Source organism: Phytoactinopolyspora halotolerans, assembly GCF_010550675.1.
Lineage (GTDB): Bacteria > Actinomycetota > Actinomycetes > Jiangellales > Jiangellaceae > Phytoactinopolyspora > Phytoactinopolyspora halotolerans.
Map to the genome: position 1 here is coordinate 137,684 of NZ_JAAGOA010000010.1, position 22,729 is coordinate 160,412.

A 22,729-nucleotide genomic window follows, 5' to 3' on the forward strand; every position below is an offset into this window, starting at 1 on the left:
TCACCTGCAGCGTCATGCCACCGATACCATCCGTAGTGCGGACCCCACTTGCCAGGGCCCCGGGTAGTCAGGCTTAAATGTGCAGAGTGTCCAAACGAGCGTCGGGCGGTACGCTTTCCGCCTTCCTGATCCTGGCTGCGATCGTCGGCTTCGCCGTCGGCGCCTACCTTGGCACCCAATCGGGCGATGACGCCGAGCCCAGCGCGGCTTCCACCGACCCGCCAGGCACGGACACGCCAGACGGGGACTCGACCGGTGCCCCCTCCGACGGCGACGAGCAGGACGAGGACGGCGAGGACGAGCCGTCCGGAGGATCGGGTGCCAGCCTGGAACTGTCCCAGTCGACGGCGGGCGCCAACGCGACCATCGAGTACACGCTCACGCTCGATTCCGGTGAGGCCGGCGTGCTCATGCAGATGCAGCGCAACGTCGACGGTGCGGGCTGGGAGAACTTCCCCATAGACGCCCGTGAGACCGACGACAACGGACAGATCTCCGGGAACGTTCAGTCCAGCCGCCCCGGCCAGAACGCGTTCCGAATGATCGGCGTCAACGACGACTCAATCGTCTCCAGCGAGGCCGTCGTCACCATCGAGTAGCGGTCACCGCGGGTGCGGTACGCCCAGCAGCTCGAACGCCGCGGCACGGAAGTGTTCCCGCGCCTGCTGCGTGGTCAGTGCCGGCTCCCCGCGTAGCCGCTGCAGAGACAGACCGTCCACCAGGGCCACCAGTAGTGTCACGGTGCGATCCGGATCAGGCGCGACGAAGGCACCGGCGGCCGCGCCATCCGTCACCATCGCGCGCAGCATCTCGTTCCACCGGGCGTACCGGGACCGCTGCCCGGACCGCACCTCCCGGGCCTCCTCGGCCGGGCCGATGGAGTCAAACCACAGCTGCCAATGCCGCCTGGTCTCCTCGGTGAAGACCCCCTCGATCAGCAGGTCCAGGGCGCCCAGCGGATCGCTCTCCGCGCGAACCCGCTCCTCCAGCCGTTCGTAATAGGCAGTCACGTCCTGTGCGACGGCCACGTCGACGATGTCGGCCACGGAGCGGAAGTGATACGTGACCGTGCCGACCGAGACGCCCGCGGCTCGCGCGATTCCGCGCAGCGTGATCCCCCGCAGTCCGGACTCGTGCAGCAGCGGGACGGCAGCGTCGACGATCATCTGGCGCCGCACCTCGGGCGGCTGACGACGGCGTACCTCTGCCATGCGGTCAGGCCGACGTACGCGGGATCCGGTGCCGCCATTCCCGCTTGGCCACCACACCGTCGGAGTCACTCGTCTCGAGCAGCGTCTCCACCACGAAGTCATCGTACGTGGCAGTCATCTCCGTCACGGTATGGATGCTGGCGCGCCATTCGCCCCGTGACAGGTCGATATGCCATTCGGACGATGCGGTGGCCGAGAGCGGATCATCCGCCCGGATCCGGTAGGTCTCGCGGGCACGCTCCGTATAGTGCAGACCGTCGGGAAAGACCCTGGTGCCGCCGTAGTTCGGGTCGACCGCGACGGTCCACTCACCGGTGTCCACCACATGCGTCACCATCCGCTCCGGACCGTCACCGCCGGTTCCGGGGCGGTGCTCGAGCGGCGCGGCCTGTTCCGGTTCGTCGAACACGATCCCATCGAAGGTGACGCGTTGCCCGTCCGGCGCGCCGTCCTCGCACAGCGGCAGCCTGAGCGCGCTCCCGGCCGTATCGATTCGCAGCGTCGCCTCCTCACCGTGCGGCCACACCCACGGCCAGTAGGTCGTGCTCACCGCCAGTCTGAGCCGATGTCCGGCGGGAAGCACGTAACCGGTGGCGGTGAGATCGATCCGCACGTCCTCGACCTGGTCGGGCGGCCACGGTGTCGCGCGGTCCCGCCCGTGCCGCTTCATCAGGTTCAACACACCACGGCTGACCAGTGTGGAGGATCCGTCCGGCGCGACGTCGCAGAGCCGGGCGACGACGTTCGCCCGCGGCACGTCGCAGGACATCCTCAACGTGATCGCGGGCCGCCCCAGGACCGGCAACGGCTCGGCCAGCGGTGCGGAATCGAAGCAGACCGAACGACCGTCCTCGGCCCGCTGGTCAGGGGGCAGATCGCTGGGGTTGCCGAAGGGGAAGAACCGCCCGGCATCCACCCCGGTGTGCTGCGGGGTGCGGACCACCACGGTGCCGTCCGGCTCGGCCAGAGCGGACGTGCCCAATCCACTGAGCGGGATGACACGCCGGGTCGAGGGCGGCGCGTCGACGCCCACCCAGCGCCCCTCGCGCCGCGGGTAGGCGGTGGCCGGGCCGACACCGTCCTGCAGGTACACCCGCAGCAGCGGCTCGTCCATGATCCCGGTGTCGCGCCCCTTGAGCCACTGATCCCACCACCGCAACGTCTCCTGCAGGAACCCGATGGCGGGCCCGGGCGGAAGCTCGATGTCCGGATACCGGTGCGCCCACGGCCCGACGATGCCCCGGACCGGCCCCGGCAGGTTCTCCACCAACCGCAGCACGGTGTCACGGTACGGATCGGCCCAACCGCCCACCGCGAGGACAGCCGCGTCCACCGACGCATAGTCCTGACAGACGCTGCCGTGGCACCAGTACGCATCCCGCTCCTGATGCGAGAGCCAGGTGGCCAGGAATGGTTCGGCCGCGTCCAGCCGCTCCTTCCACATCTCGCGCCACCGCTCGCCCACCACCGCCGGATCCGGGGGCCGCGCGGTGAACGCCTGCATCGTGCCCGCCCAGGCCGGCATGTCGATGCCGAGGACGGCTCCGCCGATGTAGTGCACGTCGTTGTCGTAGCGGTCATCGGTGGAGCAGGCCGTGACGACCGCCTTCAGCGGCTCCGGCCGCAGCGCGGCGATCTGCAGCGAGTTGAAGCCTCCCCAGGAGATGCCGAACATGCCCACCGCACCGGTACACCAGGGTTGCTCGGCGAGCCAGTGCACGACGTCGACGCCGTCGGCCAGCTCGACCTCGGTGTACTCGTCGACCATCACCCCCTCGGAGCTGCCCGAGCCGCGCAGGTCGACGCGGACCGAGGCGTAACCGTGCCCCGCGTACCAGGGGTGCCGCTGCGCGTCCCGGACGGCGGTCCAGTCGTCCTTGCGATAGGGCAGGTACTCCAGCAGCGCGGGCACCGGATCCACCTCCGCGTCCACGGGACGCCAGATGCGTGCGTGCAGCCGGGTCCCGTCCCGGGTCGGAATCCAGACGTCATCGACGACGACGCGCCGCGGGAAGTCCGTGCGGATTCTCATCGCTCGCTCGTCAACTCCCACTGCCGCACGCGGTGTCCGTCGCCCAGCTCCACCATCTCCGGGCCGGCGTCCCGCCAACGCCACACGACGGCCCCGGTGCTCGCACCGACACCCGGGTCTGTGGCGTCGTGACGCAGCCCCGTGAGCCGCCCGGCGCTGAGCGACTCCCGGATGTCGCCGCCGGCCTCCGGACGCACCGATGCCCGTGCGAGCTCGGGATCAGGCTCCAGCGTGGCCTCGATGAGCTCGCGGGTGTACGGGTGGTTCGGGCCGTCGAAGACGGCATCGGCAGGCCCCTCCTCGACCACGACGCCTCCGTGCATCACCAGCAGCCGGTCCGCGATCCGCTTCACCACGCCTAGATCGTGGCTGATGAACAGGCACGCCAGGTCATGCTCACCGCGCAGCTGCTCCAGCAGATCCAGGATCGACGCCTGCACGGAGACATCCAGTGCGGTGGTGATCTCGTCAGCCACCATCACCGCCGGCGATCCCGCCAAGGCTCGGGCGATCCCGACTCGCTGCCGTTGCCCGCCGGAGAGCTGCATCGGCAGGCGGCGCAGCAACTCCGGCTCCAGCCGCACATCCCGTGCGAGTTCGGCCTCGCGGGCGGCGAGCTCGGAACCGCGGAGCCCACGGAACAGTCTCAACGGCCGCCGCACGGCCTCCGCCACGACCCGGCGAGGGTTGAGTGACGTGTCCGCGTTCTGGAACACGAGCTGGATACGGCGGCGGAGCTCCAACGGCCGCCTGCGGGCCGCCTGCGCGAGGTCACCGTCGCCGGTGGCGGGCAGGTATCGCATCGAACCGTCACGCGGCCCGTGCAGCCCGGCAAGACTCCAGGCCAGCGTCGACTTGCCGCTGCCCGACTCGCCGACCAGGGCGACGACTTCGCCACGACGCAACTCGAATGAGGCGCCGCGCACCGCCAGGTCCCGCTCGCGGTGGCCGTATCCGATCCGGACGTCCTGCACCCGCAGCAGCGATTCACCGCGCGGCGATTCACCGCGCTGGCTCTGATCGGCTCCGTTTCGGCTCACTGCTCCGCCGATACGCGGAACCGCCCCCAGCAACTCTCGGGTGTACTCGTCACCGGGCTCCTGGAACAGCTGCTTGGCCGGTGCAGACTCCACGGCCCGGCCGGCCCGCAGCACCGTCGCATGGTCGGCGAGCGCCGCCACCACACCGAAGTCATGGCTGACCATGACCGTCGCCGTGCCGAGCCGCAGGGTGAGTTCGCGCAGCAGGCCGAGGATGGCCCGCTGCGTGATCACGTCCAGGCCGGTCGTCGGCTCATCGAGCACCAACACCTTCGGACGGACGGCCACCGCGAGGGCGATCGCCACCCGCTGTTGCTGGCCGCCGGAGAGCTGATGCGGGTAGCGACGGCCGATCCGGTCCGGATCCGGGAGGCTGACCTGTGCGAATGTCTCGACGGTGCGTTCCCGTGCGGCTGCCCGGTCGGCGCCGGCCGCCAGCAGGGCCTCCTCTACCTGGCGCCCCACCCGCATCGACGGGGTCAGCGCGTGCCCCGCGTTCTGCGGGACCATCGCGACGGTCGTGGAACGCAGACGGCGCAGTCCGGCACGATCCAGCCCGAACACGTCGCGCCCGCCGACGCTCACCCGGCCCGACGTCAGCCTGGCTCCGGCACGCAGATGACCGAGGAGCGTGCGGGCCACCGTCGTCTTGCCTGACCCGGATTCTCCGACCAGAGCCGTCGTGGACCCCGCCGGCACCTCGAAGCTCACCTGATCGACGACGGTGGTGTCCCCGTACGCCACGCTCAGGTCGTCCACCCGGACCAGCACGTCGTCTGCGCGCATCGACCGCTCCATTTCCGTCCCGTCCTCGGCCGCCCCATGCATCCGCGTCACCGGCCGTCCCGCCGGAACCGGTCGATCCCCCACGCCTTCGCCAAGCCGTCAGCGGCCAGGTTCAGCCCGACGACGAAGGTCGCCAGCGCGACGATCGGGGCCAGCGTGGCCATAGGGACGACAGTGAGCGCGGTGCGGTTCTCCGCGACCATGAGGCCCCAGTCCGGAGTCGGCGGGTTGGCTCCGAAACCCAGGAAAGACAGCGAGCTGACCAGCAACGCCGCCCAGGACGCGCGCATCGCCAGCTCAACCGCGACCACGTCGGCGACATTCGGCAGCAGTTCGCGCCGCAGGATCGACCAGCGCCGCTCGCCGCGCGCCCGGGCCGCGGTGACGTACTCCAGGGGTACGACGCTCTGCGCGGCCGCCCGCACCACCCGGACCACGCCGGGCACGTAGACGATGGTGATGGCGGCGACGACCACCCAGGTACCGGTGCCGAGCGCGGTCACCACGACCAGCAGTGCCAGGATCGCCGGCACCGCCAGGACGCTGTCCACCAACCGCATGACCACGTTGTCCGCCCAGCCGCCGCGCAGCGCGACGAAGCATCCCACGACGGTGCCCAGGCCCACCGCCGCGACGGTGGACAGGGCGCAGACGACCAAGGCGAACCGGCCGCCGTGCAACACCCGGGTCAGCACGTCCCGCCCGTACTGGTCGGTGCCGGCGAGATGGTCCCAGCTGACTCCCGCGAGGGCTTCGGCCGGGACGCTCTGCGTCGGTGCGTAGGAGGTCAGCAGCGGTGCAGCGATCGCGACCAGCACGTGCAACGCGACGATCGCCAGCCCGATGGTCGCCGCGCGCGAGCTACGTATCCCGGCCCACACGGTCCGCAGCGTCCCCTGGGCCGGTGTGCCCGCAACGGTCAGCTCGCTCCCGGTCATGCCGTACTCCTTCCTCCGGCGCGCAACCGCGGGTTGAGCCCCATGGCCGCCACGTCGGCCGCCAGGTTGCACAGGGCGTACACGACCGCGCTGAGCACCGCGATCGCCTGCAGAACCGGCAGATCGCGGTCGTAGACGGCGTCGATCATGAGGGTGCCGATCCCCGGGTAGTTGAAGACCGTCTCGACGACGACCACGCCGCCCACCAGCCAGGCGACGTTCAGCGCGATCACGTTCAGCGTCGGCAGCACGGCGTTCGGCAGCGCATGCCGGAGCACGACCCGCCCGGTGCCGAGCCCTCGCAGCCGTGCGGTCTGGACGTATTCACTCGCCATCACGTCGATGACGCTGGCCCGCATCATCCGCACCACATACGCCGCCAACGCGATGCTCAGCGCCAGCGCCGGCAGCCAGATCGCCGGCAGCAGCTGCCCCACCGTCGCGTCGGCGTCGTCGAGCACCACCGCGGGAAAGACCGGAATGGTCACCGAGAACAGCAGCACCAGGACGGTCGCGACGACGAACTCCGGGACGCTCATGCCGACCAGGCTCGCGCCGGAGATCAGGTGGTCCGGCCAACGGTCCCGGTACAAGCCGGCCACCACGCCGAGCACCAGGGAGAAGAGCAGTCCGCCCGCGATGGCGAGGACCGCGATCAGCAGCGTGTTCCGCAGATGCAGGGCCAGTTCGGATCCGACGGCCTCGCCCGAGGCGAGCGACGTGCCGAAGTCACCTTGAATCGCACCGCCGACCCACTCCAGATAACGCCGCCACGCCGGCTGGTCGAGGCCGAGCTGATCGCGGAGAACCTGCACCGCCTCGGGCGTCGCGTCCCTACCGAGGATCTGGGTGGCGACGTCGCCCGGCAGGGCTTGCAGAGCGACGAACACCAAGAGTGACGCCAGCACAACGGTCAGCACCATCGCACCGAGACGGCGCGCGACGAACAGCGTCATGACCGCTCCCCTCGGTGATCGGCCAACCCGATGTTGAGGTAGTCGAACTCGAAACCGTGCTCGTAGTAGTTGACGACGTCACGGGAGAGCCCGACCAGCCGGTCGGCGAACATCGGCGTGATGGAGCCGGAGTGATCGACGATGTAGCGCTGCGCATCCTGGTAGAGCGTCCGCCGTTTGTCGTCGTCGATCTCGCGCCGAGCGTCGTCCAGGATGGCGTCGAAGGTGTCGTCCGCCCACGCCGTCTCGTTGTACGACGATCCGCCCCGGAAGATCTGGTTCAGCAGCTGGTCGACCGGGCGGCCGGTGTACCAGTAGGTGGCCATCAGCGGCTGCTGCATCCAGACCTGGGAGTAGTAGGAGTCGGCCGATGCGTTGCGGACGTTCACGGTGATGCCCGCGTCGGCCACGCTGTCCTTGAAGGCGAGCGTCATCGGAGTGAAGACCGGGTCGTAACTGGACGTGTACATGTCCACGGTCAGGCCGTCATAACCGGCAGCGCGCAACAGCGCCCGCGCCTGGTCCGGGTCTCTTTCCAGCGCGTGGTCCACCCACAGCGGGTTGTCCGGCGGCACCGGATTGTCGTGCCCAAGGTCCCCCGCGCCCTGGGCCGCGACGTCGAGAACCCGTTGTGGGTCGTAGGCGAGTTTCACCGCCCGGCGCACGTCCGGATCGGTGAAGGGCTCCACGGTGGTGAGCATCGGGATCGTGTACCACTGGCCGTTGCGTACCCGAGCGATGGTGGCGTTGTCCGACGCGTTCACCACCCGGGCGGTGACGAAGTCCAGGTTGGTCTGAGAGAGCAGATCCACCTGGTCGGCGAGGAGCGCGTTGGTCCGGGCCTGCTGGTCGGCGATGGAGAAGAAGGCGATGCTGTCCAGCGTCGGCCGGCCTTCCCAGTAGGCGTCGTTGGCGACGACCCGCCCGCGCCCGGCGGCGGTGAAGGAGTCCAGCCTGAACGGCCCGGTACCGATTCCGGCGACGCCGATGTCGTCACCGCTGCCGTCCGGAACGACGTAGCAGTTGTAGCCGGTGAACAGGCTCGGCAGTTCGGCGTTCGGCGTGGCGAGCTCGATGACCAGAGTGCGGTCGTCGGCGGCGGTGACGCCACCCGGTTCCATCAGGGGTGCGAGCACGCCCTGTTGCGGCGAGGCGAGATCCGGATCGAGCAGCCGGCGGATCGTGTAGACGGCATCGTGGGCGGTGCACGGCCGGCCGTCGTGGAAGCTCACGTCGTCGCGGATCCGGAAGGTCCAGCGCATGGCGTCCTCAGTGACGTCCCATTCCGCGGCCAGATCCGGCACGACCTGACCGTCGCGATCGATACGGGTGAGCCGGTTGTACAGGGCACCGAGGTATTCGTACGCGCAGAGCGAGCTGGCGGGGTCCAGCGTCTCAGCGTTCGAGGCGGGCGGCCGGGCGATGCGCAGTTCGCCGCCGGCCCGGGCCGACCCGGCACGCGCCTGCTCCGGAAGGGCGGTGGTCGCCGGACCTGCGGTGGAACAACCCGTCATGGCTCCGGCGGCAAGACCGATACCGGTGGCCAGCAGGCTCCGCCGGGTGATGGGAGCACCCGTCGCTGCAGGGCGTCGCACGCGAACTCCTGTGGGTAGGGAACACGGACACCGCGCTCGTCGCCGTCCACGACGTCGGGCTTCGTTGCCCGCGGCGACGGCTCGTCATGGCCGGAACGGCGTCATGGCCGCCGCCTCAGCGCGGTACTTCAGCACCCGGGTACATGCCCGGGTGACGTACGTCGGAATGCCGTCATTCTGGCGCGCTCTAATCGTTCACGCGAACGATTAGCTCCCCGTACGTTAGCGGCCACCACTGAGACAGACAACCGAGAGCGCTACGCCAGAGCGGCACGAACGTGCGGCAACGTGGGCGTGCGCTGCGCCTTCAGCGCCCTCCACCCACGCGCGCCGTGTTCACATGGTGAGACACGATGGGCGCACGCGAGGTGAACCGGACATACCTGAGCGAGATCTCAGAGCAAGACGCGCAAGCTGTCCGCCGGGCCGATGAACCGATGGTCCGCGACGCACCGCACGTCGACATGCTCCACACGTCCAGATGTGCTGGGCAGCTGCCCGCGTGTGGTGACCGTAGCCGGCAGCCCGCACTCGGGGCAGTCGAACAGCACCGTGATACTCCTCGCGACGACGCGACACCGCGCCTTCCTTGCCGCGAGCCTGAAACCGATACGTGACGATCAATGGTGATATGACACCTTTCACCATGGTGCCGCACACCAGGCTTGATCGCCAGTTGCGCCCTCACCGGCGGTATGCGCGCGCCGACTCAGCAGACCCCTCGGCCGGCGACGCGCCCGGGCATCTCCGTCCGCATGAGCATCGCCACCGCGCCCGGCCGTGGGTCCGAGACACAAGTTCCGAGGAAACCCTTGCGCCCACCGCTCACGTGGACTTTGCTGGTGTGCAACAAGCGCGCATCGAGATCTGGACGCCGTCAGGTGCAACATGATCACGATCACAAGGAGGTGACGCGCGCTGCGGCGCCCGCTGATGCGCAGAAGTACGGGCCGGCATGTCGATCGGCCCCATGCGGTACGCGGGAGGGCCCATGACCACTATCTCCATGACGGTCGACGGCGTCCGGTACGACGACGACGTCGAGCCCCGCACACTCCTCGTCCACCATCTGAGGGATCGACTCGGCAAAGTCGGCACCGTGGTGGGCTGCGACACCAGCAACTGCGGCGCCTGTACCGTCCTCATGGACGGCAAGAGCGTCAAGAGCTGCACGGTCTTCGCCGTGCAGGCGGACGGAACGGACATCACGACGGTCGAGGGTCTGGCCGCCCGCGACGGCGAGATGCACCCGGTCCAACAGGCGTTCCACGAGACACATGCGCTGCAGTGCGGGTACTGCACACCAGGCATGATCATGTCCGCGGTGGATCTGCTCGCCGAGAACCCCGACCCCAGCGATGCGGAGATCCGCGAAGGGCTCGAGGGCAACCTCTGCCGGTGCACCGGTTACCAGAACATCATCAAGGCCGTACGCGAGGCCGGGCAGGCGATGCAGACCGCCACGGCGGCGTCGCCCGAGCCCGCCACCTCGGACGCCGGGAACGGCGTCCCGGGGCAGCAGCCAGCGGCAACGGCACCTGGTGGCCCCGCGCACACCACGGCTGTGGGAGAGGTGAGGACATGACCGTCACCGAGGAACGCACCGGTGCGGAGGTCGGGCGCGATCGGCACCGGAAGGAAGACGCCCGGCTCATCACCGGCCGGACGATGTGGACCGAGAATCTCAGCCTTCCCGGCATGGTGCACCTGGCGATCCTGCGCAGCCCGATGGCGCACGCACGGATCACCAACCTCGACGTCAGCCCGGCGCTCCGGCTTCCTGGTGTGGTCGAGGCCTTCAGCGGCCGCGACGTCGCCGACATGCAGGGCTCCCTTCCGTGCGTATGGCCGGTCACCGAAGACATTGTGATGCCGGACTACCCGCCGCTCGCCGTCGACGAGGTCCGGCACACCGGTGAGCCGGTGGCTGTGGTCGCCGCGCGGGACCGGGCCAGCGCCCAGGATGCGCTGGAGGCGATCGAGATCGACTATGAGCCGCTGCCGGTGGTGCTCGACATGGAAGCCGCCCTGGCCGACGACGCTCCGCTCGTGCACGGCGAGAAAGGCACCAACAGGTGCTACACCTGGGTGCTCGACTCGGCCGCGGCCGGCACCGGAGACGACGTCGCCCAGGCCGAGGCGGATGCGGAGGTCGTCGTCCGGCGCCGATTCATCCAGCAACGGCTGATCCCGTCGTTCATGGAGCCGCGCAGCGTCGTCGTCGATCCGACCGGCGACCAGATCACCGTGTGGTCGGCTACCCAAGTCCCGCACATCCTGCGGATCCTGCTCAGCATGTCCACTGGCGTCGCCGAGCACAAAATCCGCGTGATCGCGCCCGACGTCGGCGGCGGGTTCGGCGGCAAACTGCAGGTCACTCCCGAGGAGTTCATCGCCTTCGCGGCCGCCCGGCGGTTCGGCCGGCCGGTGAAATACACCGAGTCGCGGTCCGAGACGATGCTCTCCGGCCACCACGGGCGGGACCAGATCCAGGACATCACCGTGACCGCGAGGCGGGACGGCACCGTCACCGGCATTTCGGCGAAACTGCTGGCCAACATGGGCGCCTATCTGGGCATCATCACGCCCGGCACACCGCTGCTCGGCGCGTTCATGTACGGCGGCATCTACAAGTTCCCCGCGTATCGGCTCGAGTGCACGGGTGTCTTCACCAACACCACCAAGACCGACGCCTACCGCGGCGCGGGCCGGCCTGAGGCGACGTTCGCGCTGGAGCGGATCATGGACGAGCTCGCCGCCGAGCTGGATATGGAACCCATGGAGCTGCGCCGGCGCAACTGGATCACCCATGACGAGTTCCCCTTCACCACCTCAGCCGGACTGACGTATGACTCGGGCAACTACGAGGCCGCCACCGATAAGGCGATGGAGATGTTCGGCTACGACGACCTCCGTCGTGAACAGGCGGAACGGCGCGCGTCCGGTGACCGGATCCAGCTCGGCATAGGAATCTCCACCTACACGGAGATGTGCGGTATCGCACCGTCCCGCGTGCTAGGTCAGCTGCGGTACGCGGCCGGCGGATGGGAGGCCGCGTCCGTACGGATGCTCCCGACCGGCAAGGTCGAGGTCGTCACCGGAACGTCGCCGCACGGTCAGAGTCACGAGACCGCCTGGAGCCAGATCGTCGCCGACCAGCTCGGCGTTGACTTCGCCGACATCGAGGTGCTGCACGGTGACACCCGCACGTCGCACAAGGGCCTGGACACCTACGGTTCCCGTTCCCTGGCCGTGGGCGGGATCGCCTTGGTCAACGCCTGCCAGAAGGTGGTCGACAAGGCCAAGCCGATCGCCGCGCACCTGCTGGAATGCGACCCCGCGGATCTCGAGTTCGTCGAGGGGCAGTACCGGGTGAAGGGTTCGCCCGGCGCCGGCAAGACGTTGGCGGACTGTGCGCTGGCGGTTTTCACCTCGCACGACCTTCCGGACGGCGTCGAGCCGAGTCTCGACGGCGACGCCACGTTCGATCCGGAGAACTTCTCCTACCCGCACGGCACTCACCTGTGCGCCACCGAGGTCGACACCGAGACCGGCCGGGTGACGATCCGCTCCTACGTGGCCGTCGACGACGTAGGCAAGGTGGTGAATCCGACGATCGTCGAGGGTCAGGTTCACGGCGGCGTCGCACAGGGCATCGCACAGGCCCTGTACGAGGAGGCCATCTACGACGACGACGGCAACCTCATGACCGGAACCTTCGTCGACTACACCCTTCCCAGCAGCGCCGACCTGCCCGACTTCACCACCGACAGGACCGAGACGCCGGCGACCGGCCATCCCCTCGGCACCAAGGGCGTGGGCGAAGCGGGCACCATCGCCTCCACGCCGGCCGTGGTCAACGCGGTGGTCGACGCTCTGCGTCACCTCGGTGTCAACGACGTGCGGATGCCGTGCACGCCGGAACGCGTATGGCAGGCGATCAGAAACGCGCAAGGCAACGCTCAGGAAGGCGGTGACCGGCCATGATCCCGGTCGCGTTCGACTACAGCCGGCCTGCCGGCGTCGACGAGGCGGTACAGACGCTGACCGACGCCGGCGAGGACGCGAAGGTACTCGCCGGCGGGCAGAGTCTGATCCCGATGCTCCGGCTCCGATTCGCCGCGCCCAGCATGCTGGTCGATCTGGGCAGCATCGGCGAGATGCACGGCGTGCGCGAAGACGGCGATGACCTGGTGATCGGCGCCATGACGACACATGATGAGGTGCTCAAGAACCCGCTCATCAGGGCACACGCGCCGCTGATCGCGCAGGCCACGGCAACGGTCGCGGACCGGCAGGTCCGGCATCTGGGCACCTTCGGCGGCTCACTCGCGCACGCCGACCCAGCCGGTGATATGCCTAGTGTCGCGACCGCATTGGACGCCACGTTCGAGATCGCCGGCCCGTCCGGGCGCCGGTCGGTCGCCGCGTCGGAGTTCTTCGTCGACTACCTGACCAGTGCGCTGGAACCCGACGAGGTTCTGGTGTCCGTGCGAGTGCCGAAACTGGCGGGCTGGGGTACCCACTACGAGAAGTTCAACCGGGTAGCGCAGGCCTGGGCGTTGGTCGGCGTCGCCGCGGCCGTCCGCCGGAACAACGGCACCATCGAGGAGGCACGCGTGGCGCTGACCAACATGGCGTCGAAGCCGGTCCGGGCACACGGTGTCGAGGAGGCGCTGGCCGGCGCACCGGCGACGGCGGAGTCGCTCGCCGCCGCTTGTGATCACGCGGCGGAGGGCACAGAACCGACGAGTGACGCCTCGGCGTCGGCGGATTACCGAACGCATCTGGCCACGGTGCTCACCCGCCGGGCATTGGAGTCTGCGGCGGGGATCTGAACGAACAATTCGGGACGGGAGTCGGTCGATCTTCATCGAGTTCGATCGACTCCCGATCCGTTCCGACGGCGCCGCCCAAGAGACACGGCGGGTCGAAGAGGAGGAGGATCATGCAGCTTGATCACCAGTTCACCGTCCCAGTGCCGGTCGACGTCGCATGGAAGGCGTTGCTCGACGTGCCACGCGTGGCCCCGTGCATGCCCGGTGCCTCACTCGACGAGTTCGACGGTGAGACGTTCTCCGGCTCGGTCAAGGTCAAGCTGGGTCCCGTCAACCTGCTGTACAAGGGTCAAGGTCGTTTCGCCGAGACGGATGAGAGCGCGCGCAGGGTGGTCATGGAAGCGTCCGGTAAGGAAAGCCGCGGCTCCGGAACAGCGGCGGCGACGGTGACCGCGACCATGACCCCGGAGGGCGAATCTACCACGGTCAACGTGACAACAGACTTGAAGATCACCGGTCGTCCGGCACAGTTCGGGCGAGGGATGATCAACGACGTCGGCGGGAAGCTGCTCGGTCAGTTCGCCGATTGCCTGGCGACGACGCTGGGGGCCTCCGAGACCCCCGCAACCGGCGGAGCGACGACGGCCGGAGCATCCACGACGGCCGGCGCCGGTGGCGAGTCCACCCCCGATGGAGCGACGAATACGTCAAGCACTCGGGCAGGCGCGACCCAACCTGGCGGCGAAGAACCGCCGTCTGCCGACCAGGTCGCGGCCGAGGAAGCGAACGTCGAGGTCGAGCCGATCGATTTGCTCCAGATCACCGGGGCGCAGGCCGCCATCCGGCGTTACGGTCCGTACGCCGCGGCGGGCACACTGCTGGCCGTGCTGCTCTGGATCGTCCTCCGTCGGCGTCGGCGGTAGGCACAGCGTCGACGCTGGGCGTGTCAACGCCGTCCGAGAGCGTCTCACTCCGGCTCGCGGACGGCCAGGTTCGGCGCAACCACGGTCCATTCTTGGGTCTCGTCCGGTCTGAGTTCGAACCCGTCCGGGAGCAGCCACCCGTGGAACTCATGCCCACCCGCCTCCAGCCCGAATTCAAGCCCGGAATCCCAGACCAGCCCCGTCGTGGCGCATGAGTTCGCAGTCGCCCATGAGTCATGGCTCATATACACGACCACGCAGATTTCGGGCTGCCCCCTCGTTTCCTCTTGAGTGCGAAGGCCGGCCCACACCTGCACGTCTTCGGCCCGGTACACGAGGCGCGACGTCGAATCGACGATCGAGCGAGTGATCTCTCGGCCATCCGGAAGGGTCGGCATCCGGTCCTCGGGCCGCTGCGGCTCGGCGAGCACGCTCAACACCTCGGTCGGCTCGATGTCGGGCACCCGCACCGCCAAGTTCGGCATCATGAGAGCCCACCGGTCGGCCGAGATCGCGTCCACGTCATACCCGTCCGGGATCAGCCATGCCTCGGAATTCTGCTCCCGACTCCCATCGCCTTCTGCATCGGCCAACTCGGCCGTGACGCCTTCGACGGCAAACGCGGCCGGGGGACGACACTCCTGCGCCCCGGTGCCGTGCTCGGGCATATAGAGCACCAGGCAGATGTTTCCCGCCTCGTCGAGCGCGGTCCAGTAGTCGACGTGCCGTCCCTGCGCCACCAGCCGACTCGACGACTCGACGAGCTCGTCCGCGCCCGGCGTTGACGCCTCCCCCACGTACGCGTCCGGCAACTCGTCCTGCGGCTTCTGTTCCCAGGTGAACGCTTCGAGTAGCTGCTCCGGCTTCGGATTATCGGCAGCCGCAGAGTCGGAAGGATCGTCGGGCCATACCATGCCCGCCGCGACGGCGACAGCGGCGGCGACAGTACTCACTCCGACAGCGCCCTGGATCACGCGCCGACGTCGTGCCCGGACCCGGGCGAGCCGCAGCCCGGTGTCGAGGTCGAACACGTGTGGAGGGCTGGACCTGTCATCGGCTGCGCGAAGTCGTTCGATCACGTCGTCCATCAGGCATCACGTTCCTTCTGCGGCTCCGACACCCCGGGTGCCGCCTGCGCGTGGTCTGTGACGTGCAGACGGCGACGCAAGTGCGCAATGGCGTCATGAGATTGCCGCTTCACCGTGCCCGGAGCTATGCCGAGGATTTCGGCGACCTCGTCGACAGACCTATCCTCCAGAAACCGGAGCACGACGACGGCTCGCTGCTTGGGTGCGAGCCCGCTCAGGGCCTGCGCTATGTCCATGCGATCGACGGCCACTGCCACGTCGTCCGCAGCGGCGACCTCAGGCACGGCGTCGCTGATCCGCTCACGTCGCCACCAGGGTCGTCTTGTTTCACTGATGGCCACTCGGGCTACCACGGTCCTCGCATACGCGCCGGGATCGGCCGCGGTGTGAATCCTTGGCCAGCGCAGGTACATCCGTTTCAGAGCCAGCTGGACCATGTCGTCAGCGCGATGCCAATCACCGCAGATCCCGTACGCGAAGCGGCGGAGGCGGGGCAGTTCCGCCGAGGCCAGCCTGGTGAAGGAGTCCTCCAACTCCGCGCGCACGAACACCTCCACCGGCCCGGTTCTGCATTCCTACCGTGCAGACGCATGGACGATAGCCGCACGTTGTGTCCGAGCCGAGAGAATTCCGTTCCTGTCTCGGCGCGCTCACACGATAGGTACGCGCGTCCCCGCCGCGGCGGTCAGAAGGGTGGGGCGTCTGGGTCGGGTGGCGGGCGGTCGCTGTTGTCCGCGGTGGTGTTCCTGGCAATCGTGTGTTCACCGCCTGGGTGCTGCCGGGCGTCGGGGGCGAGGCGGGGTTGGTGGACGGTGGTGGTGTGGCCGGTGGGGCCGGTCCATTGGTGGCTGCCGTCGCCGCGGCGCGTGATTTTCCAGCCGGCGCGGTGTTTGTGCAGGTGGCAGGCGGTGCATAGCGGTGAGCAGTTGCAGGCTGAGGTGGGCCCGTAGGGCCAGGGGATGCGGTGGTCGATCTGGCATCGGTAGGCGGGGTTGTGGCAGCCGGGCATCAGGCATTCGCGGTCGCGCAGGATCACGAAGTCGACCAGGTCTTGAGGTGGGGTGTAGCGGGTGGTGCCGTAGTCGATGGCGTGTCCGCCGGCGGGGGCGGTGCCGACCCAGCGCCAGATACCGGCGGCGGCGAGGTGGCGGGCGACGTCGGGGTCGATGGGGCCGTAGCCGTCGAGGTAAGCGGGGTGTTCGTCCAGGCCGAGCAGGGTGGTCATGGGCAGGGTGATGTTGACCAAGACGGGTCGCCGGTGTGCGCTGGCGAGTTTCACCCCATCCACGGCGCCGCATTCGGTGCAGGCGCGGGCGCCGAGGATGCCGGTGGACAGCGAGGCCCAGCCGAACGCGGCCAGCGCGTCGGCGCGGCGCTGCGCCGCGCTCCTCCCCCGGCACCCGCCCCCACCGCCGGCCCCAGCGCCAGCGCGGTCACCACCATCGTCACCGCCGCCGCCATCGCGGCCGTCGTCGCCATCGCGGCCGTCGTCGCCGTGACCTGTCTTGTTGTTGTCGCCGGGGCAGGGCTCGTCGTCGCCGGTGGGGCAGGTGCAGGTGCCGGCGTGGGCACAGTCACGGTTCTTCTCCGCCTCCGCGGCGGCGTTGAGCACGGTCATGATCGCGGTGACCTCTTCGGCGGGCAGGTAGGCGATCAGCCAGGCCATGCCGTCCTCGCCGGGCTCGGACCACACGTTCCGGCGGGCCCGGGCCTGCCGGCGACGACGTTTCGCCCCCGCGGCGTCCAACTCGTGCAGCAACTCGTTGAGCACCCTGGACAGCTTCACCTCGGTCCAGGCATGCACGAACGGCAACACCGCCTTCACGATCATCGCCGCCACGTCGGCGCCGGAACACTTACGCAACGCGGTGATGATCAGCCGGGCCTTCTTCATGTTCAAGCGGCCCTCGGCCAAGGCCTGATGTACCCGCGGATAGTCCTCCACCAGCGCGACCGCGAGATCGACGAGTTTCTCCGCCTGCGGCTTGGTCCACGGATACACCACACACAACGCCGCCGCGGTCACCGGCACCGGATGCAGACACCCGTACCGGCCGTTGTCATCATCCGGGCGCAGTTCCGGGCGGCGAGTCAACTCCGCCGCCGCCTCGGCCTGCTTCGCCGCCGCCCAGGCCATCACCTTCTCCCACGCCCCGACCACATCGGCAAGCTCACCCACCTCCGACCCCGCCGGCACGACCCGCTGCAACGCCAGCACCAACTCCACCCCCGGCGCGACATCAGCGAAAACCGAACCATCCGCGCCCGGCACCGCACCCAACGGCCCACCACCGGCATCGCCGCTCGACCCGGCATGAGCATCCACGCCACCCTGCGCGTCCGGATCACCGATCCAGGCCGCCGCCGTTACGTACGCGTCTTCGGCGAAAAGCTCCCCACCCGACGGATCCTGCGGGTCCCACAAACGTGCCCGCCGCGCACGGCCGGCCTCCCACGCGCCCTGCTCCGCTTCCACCGCGCGGACCCACTCGCCCGCATCCAGGCCAGCCCAGCCCTCCACGCCGCCGGGGACATCGTCCCCGCCGGCGTCGGCATTCAAGCTGGCCTCACTCATAACGATCACGGTAGCCGAACACCAGTTCGAAATCAACGTTGGCGGACGTAACGTGACGGAATTACGCTTTAAGCCAAGAAGACAGCACGGAAAACCGGCTATCAACGTCCGATCATCGCACTCGACAGCTGCATGCCGCACACACGCATAATCAGACCTCGACCGCAGCTTGAACGTTCCCGCATCGCCGGTGGACGAGGCGTCTGGCCCGAACCAGTGAGCACAGGCCGATCTCGACGATGTCCGGGATGCGTGTGTCCTGATGCGCTCGCGTCACGGCGTCGTCGGATAGCCACGGCGCGCCAGCGTCGACGTGACCGCTGCCGCCAACCAGATCACCGGCCCAGACATTCCGCCCACCAGGTCGACGTACCCCGGCGCCACCATGACGACGAGAAACACAACGTCGACGACACCGAGGACCAACAGGTTGAGCCAGTATCCACGCCGGCTGTTGAGCCGGTTCATCGCCAGGGCGACCGCGACCGCCTGAACACCTAGGACAACCGCACACGTGAAGAACATATTGCTTTCCGCGGCGGCCTCATCCATGGCGTCGCCCCAGTCGGCGTCGATGAGCATCGCGACACCCAGGCCTGCGTGCAGAATCCCCCACAGCGCGTACAGCACGGTGGCCGCAACAGCCCATGGATTGGAAGTCGGAATGTATTTCACGCCGTAAAAGGTACACAACGTGGATTACGCTGTGCGCCATGGCCCCTACCAATCCTCGAGCCATTGAGGCGGCGTCCCTGCTCGAGACGTTCCGTGCCCTGCACGCCTCGCATGACGCGCTGCTGGAGAAGGTCGCGCAACGATACGGAATCGGCCGGAATGACCTGCGCTGCCTCGAGATCCTCCAACGACACGGAGAGATGCGACCCCAGCAGCTCGCGGTCCTCAGCGGCCTCAGCCCGGCCGCGATCACGAAGGTGGCCGACCGGCTCATCCGGGCGGGTTTCGTCACCCGGAGTCCCAGCCCTACCGATCGTCGTGGTCAGGTCATCGGCATCTCCGACGGTCATCGTGAGCTTCGGGCCGAGATCTGGGACCGCATCCACGCTGATGCGGTAACTGTGCTTGCCTCGTTGGGTGCAGACGACGCCGGCCGTCTCGCGGACGTCCTCGAACGCCTCATTGAGGTGAACAGAAGCCACACACGCCGAGTCGGCTCAGTCGAGGATGGTCACACGTGATACGTCGCCCGCGCCGGGCCGAACGTCACCCGACCGGATACGATCCTCCGCTGTCGGTTCAGCGCTCCATTGCGATCGCCCACCCAGCCGGCGGCAAAGCCACCCGATCAGCCCGAAACTCACCGTCCCCTGCGAGACAGCTCCATTCCGCCGCCGGCAATTCGAGGTCGACCGGTTGCTCATCGAGGTTGAGCGCCACTGCCAGCCGCTGACGTCCACCGGCCACCGTGTAGGCCATGGCCGTGTTCGTCAGCGCGCAGACCGACACTCGCGCGGATACCAACCACGGGTGGCGACGGCGCAGCCCGATCAACTCTTGATGAAGCCGGTAGTAGTCCCATCCGTCCTCCGCCAGCCCCGCGGGACTGTCCGGGAACGCCGGCCGGATCGCGTCGTCCCCGCCCGCTCGCTCCTCTTTGATTCCCCGGAACGCCTGCTCATCGCCGTAGTAGATCGACGGAACGCCTCCCACGGTCAACAGCACCACCAGCGCGTGTGCCAGGCTCCGCTCGTCATCCAACCGGCTCGCCAGCCGCGTGACGTCGTGATTCCCGACGAACGTCTGCGGCACGAACGTCTCCAACATCGCGTTGTGCCGACCCAATGTCCAGCCGAGCTCGTGCAGGTTCCGATCGTTCAACGAACTCCAGACGGCTTTCCACAACTCGTACTGGGAGATCGAGTCCAGCCCGCTCTCCTGTACGAACCCGGCATAGTCGCCATGGATGACCTCACCCACCAACCATGCGTCCGGATGCCGGTCCCGAACCCGCTCGGTCACCTGCCGCCAGAAGCTCACCGGAACCGCATACGCCGCGTCCAGCCGCCAGCCGTCCGCGCCGCGATCCAGCCAATGCGTCATCACATCGACGACGTAGCCGGCCACGGCGGGCTCGTCGTGGTTCAACGTGACGAGATGATCGTGACCCTCGAAGGTCAGGTATCCGCCGTCCTCCCTCGTCCGGAACCACGACGCATACGCCGACCGTGCGCCATCCCTGTCGGCCTCCGCGAACGCGGGGAAGCTCCGTCCGACGTGATTGAACACCCCGTCCAGCAGAACCCGAACGCCACGCTCGTGCGCCTGCTCGATCAGTGCGAGAAGATCCTCCTCGGTCCCGAGCCTGGAATCGATCCGATAATGGTCGACGGTGTCGTAGCCGTGCGTCTCTGACGCGAACACCGGCCCCAGCGCAAGCCCGTTGCACCCGAGTTCCACGAGGTAGTCGAGCCAGTCGGACAGCTTCGCCAGCCGCGGAACGGCAGGCGCGTCCGGCGGCAGAGCCTCCCGCTCGGCTCCGGTGAATCCCAGCGGGTAGACATGCCACCAGATCGCGTGCATTGACCAGTCCACCCCACCCATCATGGACGCCGGACGATGTGACCGACTACCGGAACCGGAACGGCTCCACGTGGCCGGCGTTCGGGCGTAGGGTGAAGTACAGATCGGGCCGGAGCGGACTGCGCCTGTGCGACGGCCCGATGCATCCGCCGGAGCATGAGGTTGGAGCCGCCGATGAAGAAGCTGATCAACTCCCCCGACGCAGTCATCCCGGACGCACTCCGCGGCGTTGCCGCGGCCCACCCGAGTCTCCATGTCGATCTGGAGAACCGGGTGATCTCACGTGCCCAGCGCACGCCCGGCAAGGTCGGCGTGGTGTCCGGTGGTGGTTCCGGGCACGAGCCCTTGCACGGTGGTTACGTGGGATTCGGCATGCTCGACGCCGCGGCGCCCGGCGAGGTCTACACATCCCCGGTGCCCGACCAGATCCTCGCCGCCACACAGGCCGCCGACGCCGGCGCCGGGGTGCTGCACATCGTGAAGAACTACACCGGAGACGTACTGAACTTCCGGATGGCCGCCGAACTCGCCGAGGACGAGGACATTCAGGTGGTCTCCGTCGTCACCGACGACGACGTCGCCGTCGAGGATTCCACGTTCACCGCCGGGCGGCGCGGCGTCGGGGGCACGATCGTCGCCGAGAAGGTCGCCGGTGCCGCCGCCGAGGACGGCGCCGACCTGGAGACGGTGGCCCGGCTGGCCACCGAGGTCAACGAGCGTTCCCGTTCGTTCGCCATCGCGCTGCATGCCGGCACGGTCCCCGCCGCCGGCAAGCCCGGGTTCAATCTCGCCGAGAACGAGGTGGAGATCGGCGTCGGCATCCACGGTGAACCGGGCCGCGAGCGCGGTGAGTTCGCTCCGGTCAAGGAACTCGTCGGCTACGCCCTGGATGCCATCCACGCCGATCGGCCCATTTCCGGCGACGTGCTGGTCATCATGAACGGCCAGGGCGGCACCCCGCTGATCGAGCTGTACGGGGCCTTCGCCGAGGCGGTCGACTGGCTCGACGGACACGGCGCGACCGTCGCCCGCAACCTGGTCGGCAACTACATCACCAGCCTCGACCAGGCAGGTTTCTCCATCACCGTCACCTCGCTCACCGATGAACTGGTCCGGTACTGGGACGCTCCGGTCTCCACGCCCGCGTTGCGCTGGGGAGTGTGATCGGATGACGCTGGACACAGCCACCACGATCGCCTGGATCACCCGTGCCGCCGAGCTCGTCCGCGCCGACGAGTCGCGGCTCACGGCCTTGGACGCGGCTATCGGTGACGGCGATCACGGCGCAAACCTGGCCCGCGGGCTCGCTGCCGCCGTCACCGCGATGGGCGAGAAGGAACCGGAGAGCCCTGGCAAGGCGCTCATCGCGGCGGGCCGGGGCTTGGTGGCCAAGACGGGCGGTGCCTCCGGACCGCTGTACGGGACGGGATTCCGGCGGGCCGGCAAGGAGCTGGGCGACGGCGGCGACGTCGGCCAGGTGGGAGCGGCCCTGGAGGCCATGCTCCGCGGTATCGAAGAACTCGGCGGCGCGACCCAAGGCGACAAGACCATCATCGATGCGCTCGCACCCGCGGTAGTCGCATTCCAGGAGGCGGCCGGCAACGGCTCCGACCTGCACGCCGCCGCCGAGGCAGCGGCGGACGCCGCCGACGCCGGCCTCGCCGCCACGGTCCCGCTGCAGGCACGGAAAGGACGCGCCAGTTATCTCGGCCCGCGTAGCGTCGGACACGAGGATCCGGGTGCGGCTTCGACGGCCCTCATCCTGCGCGCGCTGGCGGACGTGACGGCGCCATGACGGTCGGCATCGTGCTGGTCTCGCATAGCGCCGCACTCGCGCGGGCGACGGCCGACGTCGCCGGTGCACTCTCCGGTCCCGACGTCTTGCTCGAGCCGGCCGGCGGCACCGACGACGGCGGCATGGGCACCAGCATCGAGCTGATCCGGTCCGCGGTCACCAAGGCCGACGCCGGCGACGGCGTGCTCATCCTGATGGACATGGGCAGCTCGGTGCTGACGGCCAAGACGCTGCAGGCAGATCTGGAGGACGCGGACCTAGAGGAGGACGGCGGCGAGCCGACGGTGCGGCTCGCCGACGCGCCGTTCGTCGAGGGCGCGGTGGCCGCGGCCGTGCTCGCCTCTACCGGTGCCGATCTGGAGGCCGTCGCCCAGAGCGCCGAACAGGCTTGGAGCATGCGCAAGCTCTAGTCGGCGCTCGGAGCGACGTCCGGCCACACATGCCAGGCCGACGCTTATGGCGCTCAGCAGGTGG

The 22,729-nt window shown here is 68.7% G+C and carries 21 protein-coding genes; 9 read left to right on the plus strand and 12 right to left on the minus strand.

Going from position 1 to position 22,729, the window contains the following annotated elements; genetic code table 11:
- The first annotated feature begins 86 nt into the window (after positions 1 to 86).
- Positions 87 to 599, plus strand: a complete 513-nt coding sequence (locus G1H10_RS15700) for a hypothetical protein (RefSeq protein ID WP_163739422.1) — start codon at positions 87 to 89, stop codon at positions 597 to 599.
- Positions 600 to 602: 3 nt separating this feature from the next.
- Here the strand turns inward: G1H10_RS15700 and G1H10_RS15705 are convergent, their stop codons facing one another.
- The 7 genes from G1H10_RS15705 to G1H10_RS15735 form a co-directional block, all read right to left on the minus strand.
- Entirely contained in the window at positions 603 to 1,211 is a 609-nt protein-coding gene (locus G1H10_RS15705) for a TetR/AcrR family transcriptional regulator (RefSeq protein WP_163739424.1), read from the minus strand.
- Positions 1,212 to 1,215: 4 nt separating this feature from the next.
- Complete coding sequence (locus G1H10_RS15710) at positions 1,216 to 3,243, minus strand: CocE/NonD family hydrolase (protein WP_163739426.1); 2,028 nt, start codon at positions 3,241 to 3,243, stop codon at positions 1,216 to 1,218.
- Entirely contained in the window at positions 3,240 to 5,069 is a 1,830-nt protein-coding gene (locus G1H10_RS15715) for an ABC transporter ATP-binding protein (protein WP_163739428.1), read from the minus strand. The genes G1H10_RS15710 and G1H10_RS15715 overlap by 4 nt, the downstream gene beginning before the upstream one ends.
- A gap of 47 nt (positions 5,070 to 5,116) precedes the next feature.
- Positions 5,117 to 6,007: an ABC transporter permease gene (locus tag G1H10_RS15720; protein ID WP_163739430.1), complete on the minus strand. Its 891-nt coding sequence runs from the start codon at positions 6,005 to 6,007 to the stop codon at positions 5,117 to 5,119.
- Positions 6,004 to 6,963, minus strand: a complete 960-nt coding sequence (locus tag G1H10_RS15725) for an ABC transporter permease (protein WP_163739432.1) — start codon at positions 6,961 to 6,963, stop codon at positions 6,004 to 6,006. The genes G1H10_RS15720 and G1H10_RS15725 overlap by 4 nt, the downstream gene beginning before the upstream one ends.
- Positions 6,960 to 8,477: an ABC transporter substrate-binding protein gene (locus G1H10_RS15730; protein ID WP_163739569.1), complete on the minus strand. Its 1,518-nt coding sequence runs from the start codon at positions 8,475 to 8,477 to the stop codon at positions 6,960 to 6,962. Before G1H10_RS15730 ends, G1H10_RS15725 begins: the two co-directional genes overlap by 4 nt.
- A gap of 476 nt (positions 8,478 to 8,953) precedes the next feature.
- Positions 8,954 to 9,109, minus strand: a complete 156-nt coding sequence (locus G1H10_RS15735) for a hypothetical protein (RefSeq protein WP_163739434.1) — start codon at positions 9,107 to 9,109, stop codon at positions 8,954 to 8,956.
- A gap of 440 nt (positions 9,110 to 9,549) precedes the next feature.
- Between G1H10_RS15735 and G1H10_RS15740 the strand changes: the two genes are divergently transcribed.
- The 4 genes from G1H10_RS15740 (at position 9,550) to G1H10_RS15755 (ending at position 14,259) form a co-directional block, all read left to right on the plus strand.
- On the plus strand, positions 9,550 to 10,143 hold the full coding sequence (locus tag G1H10_RS15740) for a (2Fe-2S)-binding protein (RefSeq protein WP_163739436.1): 594 nt from the start codon (positions 9,550 to 9,552) through the stop codon (positions 10,141 to 10,143).
- Positions 10,140 to 12,545: a xanthine dehydrogenase family protein molybdopterin-binding subunit gene (locus G1H10_RS15745; protein WP_163739439.1), complete on the plus strand. Its 2,406-nt coding sequence runs from the start codon at positions 10,140 to 10,142 to the stop codon at positions 12,543 to 12,545. Before G1H10_RS15740 ends, G1H10_RS15745 begins: the two co-directional genes overlap by 4 nt.
- On the plus strand, positions 12,542 to 13,396 hold the full coding sequence (locus G1H10_RS15750) for an FAD binding domain-containing protein (protein WP_163739441.1): 855 nt from the start codon (positions 12,542 to 12,544) through the stop codon (positions 13,394 to 13,396). The genes G1H10_RS15745 and G1H10_RS15750 overlap by 4 nt, the downstream gene beginning before the upstream one ends.
- 110 nt (positions 13,397 to 13,506) lie before the next feature.
- The gene (locus G1H10_RS15755) at positions 13,507 to 14,259 is read left to right on the plus strand and encodes an SRPBCC family protein (RefSeq protein ID WP_163739442.1); all 753 of its coding nucleotides are present in this window, start codon (positions 13,507 to 13,509) and stop codon (positions 14,257 to 14,259) included.
- A 44-nt stretch (positions 14,260 to 14,303) separates the two neighbouring features.
- Here the strand turns inward: G1H10_RS15755 and G1H10_RS15760 are convergent, their stop codons facing one another.
- The 4 genes from G1H10_RS15760 to G1H10_RS15775 form a co-directional block, all read right to left on the minus strand.
- Positions 14,304 to 15,347 carry a hypothetical protein gene (locus tag G1H10_RS15760; protein WP_163739444.1) on the minus strand — a complete coding sequence of 348 codons (1,044 nt, stop codon included), beginning with the start codon at positions 15,345 to 15,347 and terminating at the stop codon, positions 14,304 to 14,306.
- Positions 15,347 to 15,892, minus strand: a complete 546-nt coding sequence (locus G1H10_RS15765) for a SigE family RNA polymerase sigma factor (RefSeq protein WP_163739446.1) — start codon at positions 15,890 to 15,892, stop codon at positions 15,347 to 15,349. The genes G1H10_RS15760 and G1H10_RS15765 overlap by 1 nt, the downstream gene beginning before the upstream one ends.
- A gap of 140 nt (positions 15,893 to 16,032) precedes the next feature.
- Complete coding sequence (locus G1H10_RS15770; RefSeq protein ID WP_163739448.1) at positions 16,033 to 17,922, minus strand: HNH endonuclease signature motif containing protein; 1,890 nt, start codon at positions 17,920 to 17,922, stop codon at positions 16,033 to 16,035.
- A gap of 273 nt (positions 17,923 to 18,195) precedes the next feature.
- Positions 18,196 to 18,597, minus strand: a complete 402-nt coding sequence (locus G1H10_RS15775) for a hypothetical protein (RefSeq protein ID WP_216853307.1) — start codon at positions 18,595 to 18,597, stop codon at positions 18,196 to 18,198.
- Positions 18,598 to 18,635: 38 nt separating this feature from the next.
- Between G1H10_RS15775 and G1H10_RS15780 the strand changes: the two genes are divergently transcribed.
- The gene (locus G1H10_RS15780; protein WP_163739450.1) at positions 18,636 to 19,118 is read left to right on the plus strand and encodes a MarR family winged helix-turn-helix transcriptional regulator; all 483 of its coding nucleotides are present in this window, start codon (positions 18,636 to 18,638) and stop codon (positions 19,116 to 19,118) included.
- 58 nt (positions 19,119 to 19,176) lie between these two features.
- On the opposite strand, the gene G1H10_RS15785 is transcribed toward G1H10_RS15780, so the two are convergent.
- A complete protein-coding gene (locus G1H10_RS15785) occupies positions 19,177 to 20,481 on the minus strand; it encodes an alpha-amylase family glycosyl hydrolase (protein ID WP_376778628.1) in 1,305 nt (434 codons plus the stop codon).
- Positions 20,482 to 20,634: 153 nt separating this feature from the next.
- On the opposite strand from G1H10_RS15785, the gene dhaK reads away from it, so the two are divergent.
- The 3 genes from dhaK to dhaM are packed head-to-tail and all read left to right on the plus strand — an operon-like array spanning position 20,635 to position 22,665.
- Positions 20,635 to 21,624, plus strand: coding sequence for a dihydroxyacetone kinase subunit DhaK (dhaK, locus tag G1H10_RS15790; protein WP_163739456.1), 990 nt, complete (start codon positions 20,635 to 20,637; stop codon positions 21,622 to 21,624).
- Between the two features lie 4 nt (positions 21,625 to 21,628).
- A complete protein-coding gene (gene dhaL, locus G1H10_RS15795) occupies positions 21,629 to 22,255 on the plus strand; it encodes a dihydroxyacetone kinase subunit DhaL (protein ID WP_174264386.1) in 627 nt (208 codons plus the stop codon).
- Positions 22,252 to 22,665, plus strand: a complete 414-nt coding sequence (dhaM, locus tag G1H10_RS15800; protein WP_163739457.1) for a dihydroxyacetone kinase phosphoryl donor subunit DhaM — start codon at positions 22,252 to 22,254, stop codon at positions 22,663 to 22,665. Before dhaL ends, dhaM begins: the two co-directional genes overlap by 4 nt.
- Positions 22,666 to 22,729: the final 64 nt, after the last annotated feature.